Below are 15,632 nucleotides of genomic sequence, written 5' to 3'. Positions count from 1 at the left end.
ACTATAGCCATGAAAACAAGTTTCATCAAGTTTTTTGCCATAGGGATGATCAGCTGCTGCGCGCTGCAGGTCAATGCGCAGCAGCATCCCGTTTATGCGCAGTACCAGTATAACGGTATGGTGATCAACCCTGCTTTCCCGTCTATGGACGAGTTCAGCAGCCTCACCATTGTATCCCGCAACCAGTGGGTGGGCATGGAAGGCGCTCCCAAAACATCCACCTTTTCGTTTTACACGCCCGTGAAGGCGTCCGGCACCAGCCTGGGCTTCTTTGCGATGAAAGACGAGATCACCATCTACTCCCAGACCGGGTATCATTTTAATATTTCACAGAAGGTGAAGCTGGACGACAAGCTCTTCCTGGCCCTGGGCCTGAAAGGGGGCATGGAACAGTTCCGGGAGAACAACGCTCACCTGGGTACGGACGATCCTGTTTTCGCCTCCAATCAGCAATACTGGAAAACAGATGTAGGCTTTGGTTTTCTGCTGTATTCCGAAAAGTTCTTTATTGGGTTTTCCGCTCCTTCATTTCACAATTTTGATATAGGCGGCACCGAGAACAAGGTGGAGTTCAAGCGGCATATGTACCTGCAGGGCGCCTTCCTGGCAGACATCAATAAAGACCTGCAGCTCAGGCCCGGCATATTGCTGCGGCAGGTAGCCGGCGCTGGTACGCAAATGGACCTGAACGCTACGCTGATAATCAAAAAGCTGTTATGGCTGGGTGTTACCTGGCGTACGGAAAAAACGGCCAGCGCAATGGTGCAGGTGCAGGCACTGAAAAATTTCAACCTGGGGTACGCGTATGATTTTGCATCGTCCACACACCTGAAAGGCATGCAGACAGGCTCTCATGAACTGATGCTGAATTACCGTTTTTCACTGGTGAAAGGGAAAACGCTCACCCCCCGTTTATTTTAGTTTTCAATTATTTATACATTTTATTTTTAATATTCAAGCGAGGCAAATCTGTTTGCGGGTTTGCCTCGTATATATTTATTCACTGCGTATATACTTCAGCGTGTTGTAAAGGATTGGTTAGGAATCCTCTGCTCTTTGGGTGTAACGGCGCAGGAAAGTTAACCTGGTTAACAAATACAAAGTGTTGATAGTGCTGCATTTGAAGCGGGCGTATCAGAAATTTGGTTAATTGTTAGTTATCCTAACCCCGAAATATTTGTTTGTTCGGTTTTTTCTTTTAGATTTGATTATACGAATTTGAAGCGGCCATGTGAATCAGTTGGCAAGTTCTTTAAAAATTGATTTCGGTAAGTCATCCTAACAATATTTGCAGGTGACATTGTGTTGCCTGCATCAGCTTTTGTCTTAAGCTAAATTGGAGAAAAAATCGAGCCTGATGGTCGTGTCGGGCTCTTTTCTTTAAACTGCCGCGGCAGAGGCTTTTCGGATGATATTATTATACATTTTTATTAGGGAATAAGGGATTTTTGTCTTAAGCTAAATTGGAGAGAAACGAGCCTGATGGTCGAATCGGGCTCCTTTTTTTTAAGATGGTTTCTAACTTGAACATATTAAAGGCCTGGGTTGCACCAGGCTTTTTTTATGGTACCTCAAAAAACTTAGTATTCCTAACAGAATGAGAATTTTTTTGTAGATTTGAAACCTCGGAAAAGCCTCTGCGCATAACTACTGATCAATTATCTAACTGATATATAACTTTTTTATCCACTTTGCATTACTAGTTAATTTGGAGGATGGGCCTGATTTTCAAATCGGGCTCTTTTTTTTGCCTTGTACGGTTCTTTTTTCTCCGGAAAAATCGTAGATTGAGTTGTAAACTTTCCGATGAACGATAACGCAGAAATATGGCTCACACTGTTGTTTATGGTGCATATATGGCTGGTAGTGCGGTTCTGCGTATTGCACATGTTCCGGCAGGCCAATAACCGGCCTTATCATCTTAAATGGCTCATGCTGGTATTCTTCCTTCCTTACCTGGGGTATGGGCTGTATTTTTGGTTAACGAGGCGTTATGTAACCAAACAGCACTAGTCTTCCCGCTTGTTCCACCTTTCCGAAATTTCAGTATGATGTTTGATGGCCCGTACAGATAGCCGTACCGCTATGAAAAGGCATAGGAGGGCCGCCGCCACCAGGAAGAAGCTGTCCCCGATCAGTAAAAAGAAATCAAAGGCCCCGTGAAAGGCCACCGCCCAGAACAGGCCGGTAAAGAGCAGGGTTTTGCGGTGTTGGGGAATGAATTTGGCCAGCCCGGCGTAATAACCCATTAACACCGCAAATGCCGCATGCGCGGGTACGGAAATGAACATTCTAACCAGGCCGGTGCCAATGCCGTACTGCATAACGTACACAATGTTCTCCGTGGTGGCAAAACCCATTCCTATCATCACGGAATACACTATGCCGTCAAACGGCTCATTGAAGGCAGGCTTGGGGAAAGCGAAATAACGGAGTACGAAATATTTCCCCAGTTCTTCACTCAGGCCTATAATGCCGAAAGCAAAAAAAGCGGTGGCCAGCGCCCCGCCGCCAGCGCCAATGCCCAGGCGCTGCGCCAGGCCTTCTACCAGCAAGGGAAAAGCAGTGCAAAGCACGCCCAGCATAAAACTGCGGATGAGCAGCCGCACCGGCTCGCGCTCACGGCGGTCCAGCCAGTAGATCAGCAGTGAAATGGCAATGCCGGGGGCCAGGGCAATGGCGAGTGACTGGTAGAGCATCAGATATTTTTAGCTTGTTTGCGTGCCTGCAGGAAGGTTTCCAGCTCGGCCAGCGTGAAACTGCTCAGGTTCTTATCAGCGGTAAGCCCGCCTTTCTGTGCCGCCAGCGAGCCGTACCGGATGTCTGCAAACCCGGTAATGGCATGGGCGTCAGGGTCTATAGACAGGAGGGCGCCTTTTTGCAGGGCGTAAGGTATCCATTCCCAGTCAATGTCCAGCCGGCGGGGGTGGGCATTCAGTTCTATCACCACGCCGTGTTCCACGCAGGCGTCTATCACCCGCTTATGGTCAAGGGGGTAGCCGTTGCGGCTCAGCAGCAGGCGGCCGGTCATATGGCCCAGTATAGTGGTGTACGGGTTGGCAATGGCCTTCAATACCCGGGCCATGGCCTTCTCTTCCGTCATTTTGAGGTTGGAATGCACAGAGGCGATCACCAGGTCAAAGCTGCGCAGTATATCGTCCGGGTAATCCAGGCTGCCATCGTTCAGGATGTCTGCTTCTATGCTTTTGAATATTTTAAAAGGCGCCAGTAGCGCGTTCAGCTGATCGATCTGCTCGTGCTGGGCCAGGATGCGCTCCGGCTGCAGGCCGTTGGCGTAAAAGGCGGAGCGGGAGTGGTCACTGATCACCATGTACTCAAATCCCTGCTCTTTGGCGGCTTTGGCCATGTCTTCCAGGCTTTGCAGCCCATCGCTCCACTGGCTGTGGGAGTGGATGATGCCCCGGATATCAGCAGGCTGCATCAGTTGCGGCAGGGCGCCTGTGGCCGCCCGTGCAATTTCGTTGGCGCGGCCTTCCCGCAGCGGGGGCGGAATGTAGGCCAGGCCGGCCTGTTCAAAAATAGCGGCCTCTGTGGTCTCCGCTCCGCCAGAGGCGGCGCCGGCATGGGCAAAGAACTGTTCCAGGAAGGCGGCAGAGCCGGTGGTGGTGAAGAGCTTAACGGCAAAATGAGCCGGTTCCACGCCATATACCTTTATTTTCACCTGTTCCCTGAATTGCAGCAGAATAGCATCTTCCGTATTGTTGAGCCGGGTAAAGGCTTCCATGGTACTGAATGTTTCCGCTACCTGCTCCACTGGTACGCCTATCACAAATTCCAGCTCGTCAATAACGGGCTGCTGGCGGCGAAAAGCGCCTGTTACAGCTACTTGTGCGGGGGCAAAAGCCTGTTGCAGCAGCTTTTCCAGCTCTCCGGCAAAAGGTTCCACTTCCGCATAGAGAAAACGTTCCCGGTTGGAGAGGAAAAATTCAATGCTCTGGCGGATGCTGTCCTGCGTTTTTTGCCCGAAACCCTTGAGCAGCAGCAGGCGGTTCTCATTGCAGGCGTAGAGCAGTTCTCCCAGCGTCTCTATTTCCAGTTCTTTCCAGATGGTGGCTATTTTTTTAGGCCCCAGGCCTTTGACGCGCATCATTTCCAGGATGCCGGGGGGTGTTTTGCGGATATATTCGTCCAGCGCGGCAAACTGCCCGGTGTTCAGCATTTCTATCACGCTTTTACCGGTAGACTCGCCAATGCCCTTGATGCGGAAAATAGCTTCATGCGGAGTATCCTGGAGGGGAACGGTGAGTTTTTCTATCTGGAATGCTGCGTTGGCAAAGGATTTAGCTTTGAAGGAATTGTCGCCGTGAATATCCATCAGCCTGGCCAGCAGGGAGAAATTGTCTGCAATGATATAATTTTCCATAGCGGCTGTAAGTTAGGGGATTCGGGCGGAAAGAGCAAAAGGGAGCAGCGCATGGGCCGTTGCCGCAATACTGTGCAACTGCCCGGGCATCCGGGGAAGGCAGGGGCAGTGTTAACAATGGGCCGGTTGCGGCCAGCCCGGGAGCAGTATAAAACAGGTATCGGCAAAAGAGCCGGTATAAAAGAAAAGCACCCCGGGGTTACCGGGGTGCTTTATGCTACAGTTTGTAAATCCGATCTTACATGGCCGGAGCTGCAGGCGCTGAAGGAGCAGCGGGCTTTTTAGCCGGAGCTTTCTTCTTGGGAGCGGGCTTTTTAGCAGCGGCTTTCTTTTTAGGAGCAGCTTTCTTAGCAGCGGCTTTCTTTTTAGGAGCAGCTTTCTTAGGAGCAGCTTTCTTTTTAGGAGCAGCTTTCTTGGCAGCGGCTTTCTTTTTAGGAGCAGCTTTCTTGGCAGCGGCTTTTTTAGGAGCAGCTTTCTTAGCAGCGGCTTTTTTAGGAGCAGCTTTCTTAGCAGCAGCTTTCTTTTTAGGAGCAGCTTTTTTGGCAGCGGCTTTTTTAGGAGCAGCTTTCTTAGCCGGAGCTTTTTTCTTAGGTGCGGCTTTTTTAGCAGCAGCTTTCTTAATTGTTGCCATTGTTTTTTGAATTTTGGGTTAGTAATTAAAATTGGGTATTAAAAAAAACTTTATGGCAAACACTACACTTAGGCTTCCGCCTGTGCAGTGGTGTCAAATGATTTTACGGAAACAAAGGTTTTGTTTTCACGACCTTTCCGGAACTCCACAACACCATCGGTCAGCGCGTAGATGGTAAAATCCTTACCGATGCCTACGTTAGACCCTGCGTGATAAACGGTACCCCGCTGGCGGATAATGATATTGCCAGCTACTGCCACCTGGCCACCGAAGATCTTAACGCCCAGCCTTTTGCTTTGGGAATCACGACCGTTCTTTACGCTACCTTCACCTTTTTTATGTGCCATTGTATTTGTTACTTTATAACTTTAGTCAATATAAATTTAAGCAATTTCGTTGATCTTGATCTTGGTAAAATGAGTACGGTGACCCACTTTCTTTCTGAAGCCTTTTCTTCTCTTCATTTTGAAAGCGATCACTTTATCACCTTGAACATGACCCAGGATCTCCGCCTTAATCACTGATTTTACATCAGTACCTACGGTAATCTTACCGTCGTTGTCGGTCAGCAGAACTTCTGCAAATTCTACTTTATCTCCAACATTTCCAGTCAGTTGTTGTACAAAGATCTCCTGATCCTTCTGTACCTTGAACTGCTGACCTGCGATTTTTACAACTGCGAACATAATATTCCAAAAATAATTTCCTGCAAAGGTATTACTTTGTTTTTTAATCAACAAAGAATTTAATACTTTTTTGCAGTATGGCACCCGGTCAGGGGCAAACATCCTATTGAAAAATAGCTTTTTACATATCAAAGATACGGAGTTTTTAGAATTTTAGTTTTTTTTAACAATTGTTTAGCATCCCCGGAGTGCCGGTATTTTAACCTTCCCCCGCCTTTATGCCGCGCCAATGGCCCGTTGCGCAAGGTTTTAAAAACTGTGATCTTGCGTACATTTTTTATACTTTTGTTTTTTACGATTATCCATTAAAAACAGGGGCATGAAGTTTAAATCACTGCTGGCCAAACCATTTGCTTCCATCATAGCCAACAAGGTGAAGAAGGAAATGCTGAGGGCGGTAGAAGACCAGGGCGAGATCTGGCAAGATTTGATGAAGACTGGCAGGAAGACGGAGTTCGGGAAAGACCATCATTTTGGTGACATTACCTCCTATGAAACCTACAAACCGGCGGTGCCCATACGGGACTACGAGCAATTCAGGCCTTACATCGATAAAATCAAGGAAGGGAAACACAATATACTCTGGAAGGGGCAGCCGATCTATTTTGCCAAAACTTCCGGTACTACCAGCGGGGTGAAATACATTCCCATCACCAAGGAGTCTGTAGACCATCACTTTAACACCTCCCGCAACGCGGTATTCATGAACGTGGTGGAAACAGGGGATTCCACCGCCTTTGACGGCAAGCTCATTTTCCTGTCCGGCTCCCCGGAGCTGGAAAGGGTAGGCGGCATCCCCACCGGGCGCCTGAGCGGCATTGCCAACCACCAGATACCCCGCTACCTGCGCACCAACCAGCTACCCACTTACGAAACCAACTGTATCGAAGACTGGGAAACCAAGCTGGGTAAAATTGTGGACGAAACCATCCAGCAGGACATGCGGCTGATCAGCGGTATTCCGCCATGGATGCAAATGTACTTTGACCAGTTGATGGCCCGGAGCGGCAAACCCATCGGCGAGCTGTTCCCCAATTTCAACCTGCTGGTGCATGGCGGGGTCAACTTTGAGCCCTACAAGGCCAAACTGTTCGATTCCATTGGCCGTAAAGTGACCACCATTGAGACCTTCCCCGCCTCCGAAGGCTTTTTTGCCTACCAGGATTCCCAGGAGCACGAAGGCCTGCTGCTGAACACCAACGCCGGCATCTTCTTTGAATTTGTGCCCGCCGCGGAGATCTTTAACGAAAATCCTACCCGGCTTACGCTCAAGGAAGTGCAGACCGGCGTTAACTATGCCCTGATAGTGAGCACCAACGCCGGTTTATGGGCCTATAATATAGGGGATACCGTGAAGTTCGTATCCACCAACCCCTACCGCATTGTGGTAACCGGCCGCACCAAACACTTTATTTCCGCCTTTGGAGAGCACGTAATTGGGGAAGAGGTGGAGCAGAGCCTGATGGGCGTGGCAGACACCAGCGGCGTGCGCATCACCGAGTTTACCGTGGCCCCGCGCATACAGGTGAACGGGGAACTGCCTTACCACGAGTGGTTTGTGGAGTTCGAGCACGTGCCGGCAGACCTTTCCGGCTTTGCGCTGCAGGTAGACGGGCAGCTGCGGGACCGCAACATTTATTATGATGATCTGTTAACCGGTAATATATTGCAACCTTTAAAAATAAGGCCCGTAAGGAAAAACGGCTTTATTGACTACATGAAATCCATCGGTAAACTGGGCGGGCAGAATAAAGTGCCCCGCCTGAGCAACGACCGCCGTATCGCAGATGAGTTAGGAAACTACCTGGAGGGGCGCTGAAAACGCACCGCCTCGTTCCCGGCCTCCCCGCCAGCACAGCGGGCCGGCCGGTTTCCGCACGCATAATTGAAAAAACCTTTAAATTTAATCACAGGAGACATTCTGTTTGATCATGAGTAAGAAACGTATTGGCATATTTGGTTCTACCGGCTCTATAGGCCGGCAGGCGCTGGAAGTGATTGCCGCGCACCCTGACAGGTTTGAGGTAGAAGTGCTTACCGCACAGCAGAATGCGGACCTGCTGATAGAGCAGGCCCTGCTTTTTTCGCCAAATGCCGTGGTAATTGGAGATGAGAGCAAGTACGCTGCAGTAAAAGATGTTTTATTTGACAAAGGTATAAAGGTGTTTGCCGGTCCCGCCGCCATGGTGGAAGTGGCCGCCTGGGAATCTATAGACCTGATGCTGGCCGCCATAGTAGGCTTTGCCGGCCTGGCGCCCACCCTCTCCGCCCTGGAACAGGGTACCCCCGTGGCGCTGGCCAACAAGGAAACGCTGGTAGTGGCAGGAGATATTGTGATGGCCACCGCCCGCCGCAAGAACGTGCCCATTATACCGGTAGATTCCGAGCATTCCGCTATTTTCCAGTGCCTGCTGGGAGAACCGGCGGCCAGGGTGGAAAAGATAGTGCTCACAGCTTCAGGGGGGCCTTTCCTGGGCAAAAAGACCAATTTCCTGATCAACGTCAAGAAAGATCACGCCCTGCAGCACCCTAACTGGAGCATGGGCGCCAAGATCAGTATAGACTCGGCTACCCTCATGAACAAAGGGCTGGAAATGATAGAGGCAAAATGGCTGTTTGGCCTGGATGCGGCGCAGATCGAGGTGGTGATCCACCCGCAGTCCATCATCCATTCCATGGTGCAGTTCACCGATGGTTCCCTGAAAGCCCAGATGGGCCTGCCGGACATGAAACTGCCCATCCAGTATGCCATGGGGTACCCAGACCGTTTGTCCAACGATTTCCCCCGGTTTTCTTTCAAGAATTACCCCTCGCTGACTTTTGAGCAGCCGGATATCAAAACATTCCGTAACCTTGCCATTGCCACGGAGGTTTTGAAAAAGGGGGGCAACGCCGCCTGTGTCATGAATGCCGCCAACGAAGAAGTAGTGAACGCGTTCCTGAAGAACCGCATCGGTTTCCTGCAAATGACGGAGGTAATAGAAGAAACACTGGTCAAAATTCCTTTCATGGAAAAGCCGACCTTGCAGCATTATTACGAAGCAGACACCGCTGCCCGTGAACATGCCGCAGAACTCATCCACAGCCTGACTTAAACACAGCTAAACAAAGTATACATCCAACAAATACATGGAAACATCGGAAATATTCATCAAAGCAGGACAGTTGTTACTGTCATTGTCGATTTTGGTAGTCCTGCACGAAATGGGGCACTTTATCCCTGCCAAACTGTTCAAAACCAAAGTGGAAAAATTCTACCTGTTTTTCGACCCCTGGTTTTCCCTTTTCAAATTCAAGAAGGGCGAAACAGAGTACGGAGTAGGCTGGCTGCCCCTGGGCGGTTATGTGAAAATATCCGGCATGATAGACGAGAGCATGGACAAGGAGCAGATGGCCCAGCCGCCGCAACCCTGGGAGTTCCGCTCCAAACCGGCCTGGCAGCGCCTGATCATCATGATAGGCGGGGTAACGGTGAACCTCATTCTCGGTTTCCTGATCTATACCATGATACTGTGGTACTGGGGCAAACAATACCTGCCCATGGACAACGTGAAATACGGCATTGTAGCGGATTCCCTGGCCCAGAGCATCGGCCTCCGGGATGGAGACAAAATTCTGGCGGCAGACAACAAGCCCATTGAAAGCTTTGAATACATTACAAGAGACGTGATCCTGAACGAAGCCAAGGTGATACAGGTGGAAAGAGAAGGCCAGCAGGTGAACGTGCCCATTCCCAAAGGGTTCGTCAATAAGACCATCAAACGCAAGGCCTCCATCGTATACCCTCGCCTTGTAGCGCAGCTGGACACCGTGTTCCAGGACAAGCCCGGCTTTGCCGCCGGCATGCGCCAGGGAGACCGGGTACTCAGCTTCAATGACACCACCGTGCAGTACTACCACGAACTGGTGAAAATGATCCGGAGAGACACCGGCAAAACCGTGAACGTTACCCTGCTGCGCGGCGCAGACACCGTGCGGATCAATACTACCGTGCCTACACAGGGCGGCTTTGGGGTAGGCGCGCTGCCCAACAAACAGCTGGACATCGTTACCCGCCATTACTCTTTTGGTGAGGCCATTCCCGCCGGCTTTGAAGAAGCCATCAGCACGCTGGTACGGTACGTACAGCAAATACGGCTGATATTTGTATCTGACGAAGTAAAGGCCAGCGAGTCCCTCGGCGGCTTTATGACCATTGGCAGCCTGTTCCCCTCCGAGTGGGACTGGCAGAGCTTCTGGCAATTGACGGCCCTGCTGAGCATCATCCTGGCGTTCATGAACATATTGCCCATTCCCGCGCTGGACGGCGGGCACGTGGTGTTCCTGACCTACGAGATGATCACCGGCCGCAAACCCAGTGAAAAATTCATGGAATACGCGCAGATAGTGGGGATGGTAATACTGTTCGGCTTGCTGCTGTACGCCAACGGATTGGATATCTGGCGCTGGATCTCGGATAAATTTTAGTATCTTTGCCACTGCAAAATACGGGGCCGACCGGTTTTGACAGCATAGGTCTTTGAAAGTGTAAGCATGCCGTGCGTTGGATAATTAGCACGTTAATCTGAATACCCAAACTTTAATTGGCGAATCTAACTACGCCATGGCTGCCTAATCAGATTAGGTACCCATTATAGCCGCCGGGGATGTGGCCCGTTACGCCCCCCGCCGCTGAATCAAAACCATAGCGGGATAGGTACACATGGTTTCTGTGAGTGTGTAATGAAAATCTTAACGGATACGAACGAGGTCGGTTTGTTCCGCCCCTGCCAAGTTCCGACAACCTAATGCAGAAATAAGCATGTAGAAAGCTTTTGGGGAATATGTTTGGACGCGGGTTCGACTCCCGCCGGTTCCACTGAAGGAAATGGTCAAATCTGATCATTTCCTTTTTTTATGTATCCAATTCATTGATTTTTAACATAATCGTAGGCTTTACCTGATTCCCCCAGCCTCCTTAACAGAAAGTTAAAATCACTCACCCGCCGGTACAATCCCCCGGCATTTACTAATTTCAACGCCAATCAGATCTCCGGCTACCAATGACACCTCACCGTCAGCACCCCTTCAAAGTTGACATCAGCGCTTTTAACAAGCTCTTCGCGGAACATTACCCCGCCCTCCGCGCCTATGCCGCATTCCTCACGGAAAACACCACTGCGGAAGATATTGTACAGGAGGTGTTCCTGAACGCCTGGGAAAACAGGAACACCATTTCCATTCACACCTCCGCAAAAGCATATCTCTTCAAAGCCGTATACAACCGCAGCCTCAACCATCACCGGAACGGAAAGAACAAACACCCTTTAACCGAAGCGGACCTGCTCCGCTCGGACCCCGATAAGAACCACGTCATTCAGCAACTATACGTTAACGAGATCCGCGCTGTGCTGGAAGAAGCCATCAGCAGCCTGCCTGATAAATGCCGCGAGGTATTCAAGCTCAGCTATCTCGACACCATGAAAAACAAAGAGATCAGTGAACAACTCGGCATCTCTGTCAGCACAGTAGAGAAACACATCAACCATGCCCTGAAAGCCCTGCGGAAAAACCTGCAGCACATCCGGCTCCTGGCTGCTTTACTCCACTAAAAAATATTTTTTAAGGATATATGGAGGTTTTTTCCAACTCCCGTGTCTTATACACGGGCGCAACCGCCCCATCCATAGCATGAACGAACAAACAATACTCCGGTATTTGCAGGGCGCCTGTTCCGCAGATGAAAAAAGCCAATTCGAAGACTGGCTGGCCGCATCGGCAGAAAACCGCCAGCAGTATTATGAACTGAGGTTAATCTGGCATGCATCGCAGATTGAACACTTCCGGTCAAAAGAGCAATTGGATAAAGCCCTGGCTACTTTTACCGGCAATGTGCGGCAGGAACGCCGTAAAATATACCTGCGCATAGTTCGCTACGCGGCCATATTCATTGGCGTAGTGGCCATTGCGGGAATGTACCTGCTTGTAAACAAACGCCCTGCGGCAACGCAGGAAATGCTCACCGCTTATGTATTGCAAACAGACAGCAGCAAACTGGTGGTGCTGGACGATGGCACCCGTGTGTGGCTGAATAACAACAGCCGCCTCACTTATCCGAAGCAGTTCTCGGGTAAAGAACGTACCGTTACGCTGGAAGGAGAAGCCTTTTTTGATGTAAGCCCCCGTCCGGAGCAGCCTTTTATAGTAGAGGCCGCCACCATCCGCGTGAATGTGCTGGGCACCAGCTTCAACTTGCGGGCGTACGGTCCGGCACACAATGCGCCCCGCAGCATGGAGGCCGTACTGGTCAGTGGCAAAATAGCCATTGCGGACCACCTGGGCGAACACCTGGCCACCCTCACGCCCGGCCAGATGGCTTCCTTTGTGAAAAACAGCCACTACCTGAGCGTCAAAAACGTGAACACCGCCGCCTACACCAGTTGGCGGAACGGACAGATTATGCTCACGGCCGTTAACCTGCCGGCCATTACCCGCAAACTCACAGAACTTTATGGCGTCAACTTTTCTGTTGACCCTGCCATAAAAGATACCACGCTGTATACCTTCTCTTTCTCAAAAACAAAACCAATTGAGGAAGTAATGGAGATGCTGGGCTTTATTGCGCCTGTAAGCTACAAGGTGCAGGGGAAGAACATACAACTCATCCGTAAATAAAAAACCGGCAATATGTTACGAGCATATTGAACCGGTCTGTCAATTCAATCAAAAACGCGTTCAGGCATTCATGATTAAACCTTTTCAAAAGTATGGAAAAAAAACGTTTATTGCTAGCATGTGTAGTGCTCAGCCTGCTTATGTCATTTACACCTGCTCATGCTCAAAGCGGCGGCATTACGCTGAAGTTGAAAAATGCGCCGTTATCAACGGTTATGGACTCCATTCAGCAACAGTCTGCCTGGCGTTTCTCTTATGACCTTGCACTAACGCCGCTGTTGAAACAGACCACTATATCCGTCAACGTTACTAACGAACCTGTTGAAAAAGTAGTACCGCTGCTCTTCGAAAAAACCGGCATCAATTACCGCATCACAGATAACACCATTCTGCTGTCAAAAAACAATCCTCCCAAACAGGATGTCACTGATCAGCCGGTCCTTTTTCAAACTATAAAAGGGAAAGTAGTAGACAAAGAAAGCCAGGCGCCGCTGCCCAACGCCAGCATCACCGTATTGAACCAGCCGGAAGTACGGGGCGCCATCACCGACAACAACGGCCGGTTCTCGCTTAAAGTACCGGTGGGCCGGCAGGTGCTGCAATGTTCTTTTCTGGGTTACCAGAAATATACCACAGCCGATGTGCTGGTGATTTCAGGGAAAGAAACTTTTTTGACAATAGAACTGCAGGAAGCGGCGGAAAACATGCAAACCGTTACCATCCATGCCAACGAAGGCGCACCCCGCGCCCTCAATTCCATGGCTACCGTCAGCACCCATACCCTCAGCGCGGAAGACGCCGCCCGCTTTGCCGGTGGTTATAACGACCCCGCCCGTATGGTCACCGCTTTTGCGGGCGTTACCTCCGGCGGCAGCGGCAGAAACAACATGATCGTTCGCGGCAACTCCCCCAAAGGGATACTCTGGAAACTGGAAGGTATCGAAATCCCCAGCCCCAACCACTTTAGTCAGGGTCAGGGCGATGGCGGCGGCATCTTCAGCATCATTGAAGCTGATGCGCTCAGCAATTTCGACTTCTTTACCAGCGCTTTCCCTGCTGAGTACGGCAACGCTTTATCCGGCATCCTCGACCTTAACCTCCGGAAAGGCAATACGGATAAAATGGAATATGGCCTGCAACTGGGCATGATAGGTACACAGGCTTCTATTGAAGGCCCCCTCAGCAAGCACAAAAAAAGCTCCTTTCTCTTCAATTACCGCTACGGCAACCTGCAATTCCTGGATAAACTCAATCTGGTCTCGCTCGGGGAGAACAGCAAACCGCCCGTTTTCCAGGACTTCAACCTGCATGTGCATTTACCCACCCAAAAGGCGGGCGATCTCTCCGTATTCGCCATTGGCGGCATCAGCAAAACCGGGAGGTCCCCCGGCAGGAACACGTCTGGCGGCTCAATGGGAATTGGCAACGAGAGTAACGACGAAACGGAAAATCATCAAATGGGCGTAGTGGGCATCAAACACATGCAAACATTTGCGAACAAAAAGACCTACCTGAGATCCGTTGTATCCGCATCATGGCTGAGCGACCGTTACGAGAACACAGTGCTGGAGCAGGATAACCAGCATATCCTCACAGACAGCAGCCGCTTCAGCTACCCTACTGTCCGGTTCAGCACCATGTTGAACCACAAGTTCAGCGCAGGCAGTGTGATCAGGGCGGGTGTCAATTACAATCACTTCTTTTATTCCATTTACGGTAAACGGAATAACCGGAATACCGGGCCTGACATCTATGCAGATCAAAGTGGCAATACAAGTTCTGCGGAAGGGTTTCTGCAATGGAAATACCGCCTCGCAAAAAACCTTGAGATCAATACCGGCCTGCACGCCACTTTGTTTTTCCTGAACAACAGCAACGCCATAGAGCCGCGCTTTGGCGCAAAGTGGCGCACCGGCCGCAACGCCGCTATCAGTTATGGGTTTGGCATGCATTCGAGGATCGAACCTATTTCCCTGTACCTCTATAAAATGACAGGGGCTGACGGCAGCATCACACAACCTAACCTGGACCTGGGGCTGACAAAGGCCGTGCATCATGTGCTCGGGTATGAGTGGGCGCCTGCCAAAAATCTCCGTTTCAAACTGGAAGCATATTACCAATACCTGTACGATGTGCCGGTTAAAGACGATTCAACCAGCACTTTTTCCATCCTCAACACCATGCGCGGCATTGCAGATTCAGCGTATGCCAACAAAGGGAAAGGGTACAACAAAGGTATTGAGCTTACGATGGATAGGTCTTTCTCGGACAACTATTACCTCATTTTCTCCGGCACTGTTTTCGATTCAAAATATGTTCCCGGCAACGGCAAGAAATACAACACCTACTTCAATACCGGCTGGCAGGTAAACGGGCTGGCAGGCAAAGATTTTAAAGTAGGAAGATCGAAACAGAACCTTTTAAGCCTGAATGCCAAAGCGGTGGTACACGGCGGCTTCCGGTACTCGCAGGCGCAAATGGCTACCAACAGCAGCGGTATGCCTTATCTGTATTATCTTCCTGAAGATACGTATGCCGGCCAAACGGACAAGTTTATGCAGCTGGATGCCGGGATCAAGTTCAGAAAAAACAACCGGCACTATTCATGGATACTTTCGCTGGACGTGCAAAACCTCACGAACCGGGAGAATGTGCTGCAACGTGATTTTTATATTGTCAACGGAGGAGCCATGCGCGCAGAAGACGAGACCGACCTGGGTATTATTCCCATCCTGAACCTGAAAGTGGAGTTTTGATTGGGATAAATGCAGGAGCAGGTCACCGATCTGTAGCTTCTTTGCATAAATTACTTCGCAACCAGCGCCTGCCCCTCAAAAACAACCCCCGGCCATCCGTGCGCCATAAATTGCCTGATGTTCTGATGGTCTGCGCCATCCGGAGTATTTAATACCGACTGATAGTGTTCCGCAAACAGATAAAGCGTGTCTTCCTTGCTCAGGTTGTTCAATTGAGCAAAAGCGAAAACCTTGGCGCTACCCTGGTTTTGCGTAGCTTCATTATACGCCCCGCCATTTTTAAATGCTGTTGGCTGATGCTGATAGTACCGCTCTATAAATCCGGTCACCTCTTTGAAGGAGAGTGTATTGTTTTTTAGTTGGCCGATCAAGGTAGTTAGTTGTTCTTTCATGCGGAATGACGTGTATGGTAATTAATTAGAGTTGCTTTAGCGGCTCAAAAGTAGAAATTTAAATATGGTTTTCAATGGGCTTTGCTGGAGGTGCTGCCATACCTATTGCAACTGATGAACGGGTCAGCC

Annotated in this window: 14 protein-coding genes and 1 other RNA gene; 9 read left to right on the top strand and 6 right to left on the bottom strand. The window is 50.2% G+C overall.

All coding sequences use genetic code 11. The annotated features are described in order from the left end of the window. Positions 1 to 9 precede the first annotated feature (9 nt). A complete protein-coding gene (locus D3A97_RS00980; protein WP_119075744.1) occupies positions 10 to 921 on the top strand; it encodes a PorP/SprF family type IX secretion system membrane protein in 912 nt (303 codons plus the stop codon). Between the two features lie 885 nt (positions 922 to 1,806). After that, on the top strand, positions 1,807 to 2,013 hold the full coding sequence (locus D3A97_RS00975; protein ID WP_119075742.1) for a PLDc N-terminal domain-containing protein: 207 nt from the start codon (positions 1,807 to 1,809) through the stop codon (positions 2,011 to 2,013). Here the strand turns inward: D3A97_RS00975 and D3A97_RS00970 are convergent. The 5 genes from D3A97_RS00970 to rplU all read right to left on the bottom strand — a co-directional run bounded on the left by D3A97_RS00970 (position 2,010) and on the right by rplU (position 5,803). Then, the gene (locus D3A97_RS00970) at positions 2,010 to 2,699 is read right to left on the bottom strand and encodes a PrsW family intramembrane metalloprotease (protein ID WP_119075739.1); all 690 of its coding nucleotides are present in this window, start codon (positions 2,697 to 2,699) and stop codon (positions 2,010 to 2,012) included. The two genes, D3A97_RS00975 and D3A97_RS00970, sit on opposite strands and share 4 nt — an antisense overlap. Further along, positions 2,699 to 4,384, bottom strand: a complete 1,686-nt coding sequence (locus tag D3A97_RS00965; protein ID WP_119075737.1) for a DNA polymerase/3'-5' exonuclease PolX — start codon at positions 4,382 to 4,384, stop codon at positions 2,699 to 2,701. The genes D3A97_RS00970 and D3A97_RS00965 overlap by 1 nt, the downstream gene beginning before the upstream one ends. Positions 4,385 to 4,622: 238 nt before the next feature. Beyond that, entirely contained in the window at positions 4,623 to 5,015 is a 393-nt protein-coding gene (locus tag D3A97_RS00960; RefSeq protein WP_119075735.1) for a histone, read from the bottom strand. Between the two features lie 68 nt (positions 5,016 to 5,083). Continuing rightward, on the bottom strand, positions 5,084 to 5,362 hold the full coding sequence (rpmA, locus tag D3A97_RS00955; RefSeq protein ID WP_119075733.1) for a 50S ribosomal protein L27: 279 nt from the start codon (positions 5,360 to 5,362) through the stop codon (positions 5,084 to 5,086). 36 nt (positions 5,363 to 5,398) lie between these two features. After that, positions 5,399 to 5,803, bottom strand: coding sequence for a 50S ribosomal protein L21 (gene rplU, locus D3A97_RS00950; RefSeq protein ID WP_232825808.1), 405 nt, complete (start codon positions 5,801 to 5,803; stop codon positions 5,399 to 5,401). A gap of 217 nt (positions 5,804 to 6,020) precedes the next feature. Between rplU and D3A97_RS00945 the strand changes: the two genes are divergently transcribed. The 7 genes from D3A97_RS00945 to D3A97_RS00915 all read left to right on the top strand — a co-directional run bounded on the left by D3A97_RS00945 (position 6,021) and on the right by D3A97_RS00915 (position 15,111). Next, a complete protein-coding gene (locus D3A97_RS00945; protein WP_119075731.1) occupies positions 6,021 to 7,520 on the top strand; it encodes a GH3 auxin-responsive promoter family protein in 1,500 nt (499 codons plus the stop codon). A 112-nt stretch (positions 7,521 to 7,632) separates the two neighbouring features. Further along, entirely contained in the window at positions 7,633 to 8,796 is a 1,164-nt protein-coding gene (locus D3A97_RS00940) for a 1-deoxy-D-xylulose-5-phosphate reductoisomerase (protein ID WP_119075729.1), read from the top strand. Between the two features lie 34 nt (positions 8,797 to 8,830). Continuing rightward, on the top strand, positions 8,831 to 10,168 hold the full coding sequence (gene rseP / locus D3A97_RS00935; RefSeq protein ID WP_119075727.1) for an RIP metalloprotease RseP: 1,338 nt from the start codon (positions 8,831 to 8,833) through the stop codon (positions 10,166 to 10,168). A gap of 22 nt (positions 10,169 to 10,190) precedes the next feature. Next, positions 10,191 to 10,562: a transfer-messenger RNA gene (gene ssrA / locus D3A97_RS00930) on the top strand. Positions 10,563 to 10,743: 181 nt separating this feature from the next. Further along, positions 10,744 to 11,292, top strand: a complete 549-nt coding sequence (locus D3A97_RS00925; RefSeq protein ID WP_119075724.1) for an RNA polymerase sigma-70 factor — start codon at positions 10,744 to 10,746, stop codon at positions 11,290 to 11,292. A gap of 79 nt (positions 11,293 to 11,371) precedes the next feature. Next, on the top strand, positions 11,372 to 12,355 hold the full coding sequence (locus tag D3A97_RS00920) for a FecR family protein (RefSeq protein WP_119075722.1): 984 nt from the start codon (positions 11,372 to 11,374) through the stop codon (positions 12,353 to 12,355). A gap of 92 nt (positions 12,356 to 12,447) precedes the next feature. Continuing rightward, positions 12,448 to 15,111, top strand: coding sequence for a TonB-dependent receptor (locus D3A97_RS00915; protein ID WP_119075720.1), 2,664 nt, complete (start codon positions 12,448 to 12,450; stop codon positions 15,109 to 15,111). Between the two features lie 50 nt (positions 15,112 to 15,161). Here D3A97_RS00915 and D3A97_RS00910 read toward each other — a convergent pair whose 3' ends face one another. Further along, the gene (locus tag D3A97_RS00910; protein ID WP_119075718.1) at positions 15,162 to 15,503 is read right to left on the bottom strand and encodes a HopJ type III effector protein; all 342 of its coding nucleotides are present in this window, start codon (positions 15,501 to 15,503) and stop codon (positions 15,162 to 15,164) included. Between the last annotated feature and the right edge of the window lie 129 nt (positions 15,504 to 15,632).

Origin of the sequence: Chitinophaga alhagiae, assembly GCF_003568665.1 — a bacterium.
GTDB classification, from domain to species: Bacteria; Bacteroidota; Bacteroidia; order Chitinophagales; family Chitinophagaceae; genus Chitinophaga; species Chitinophaga alhagiae.
Note: the sequence above shows the minus strand (reverse complement) of the source record. Positions and strands in the feature narration are given on the sequence as shown.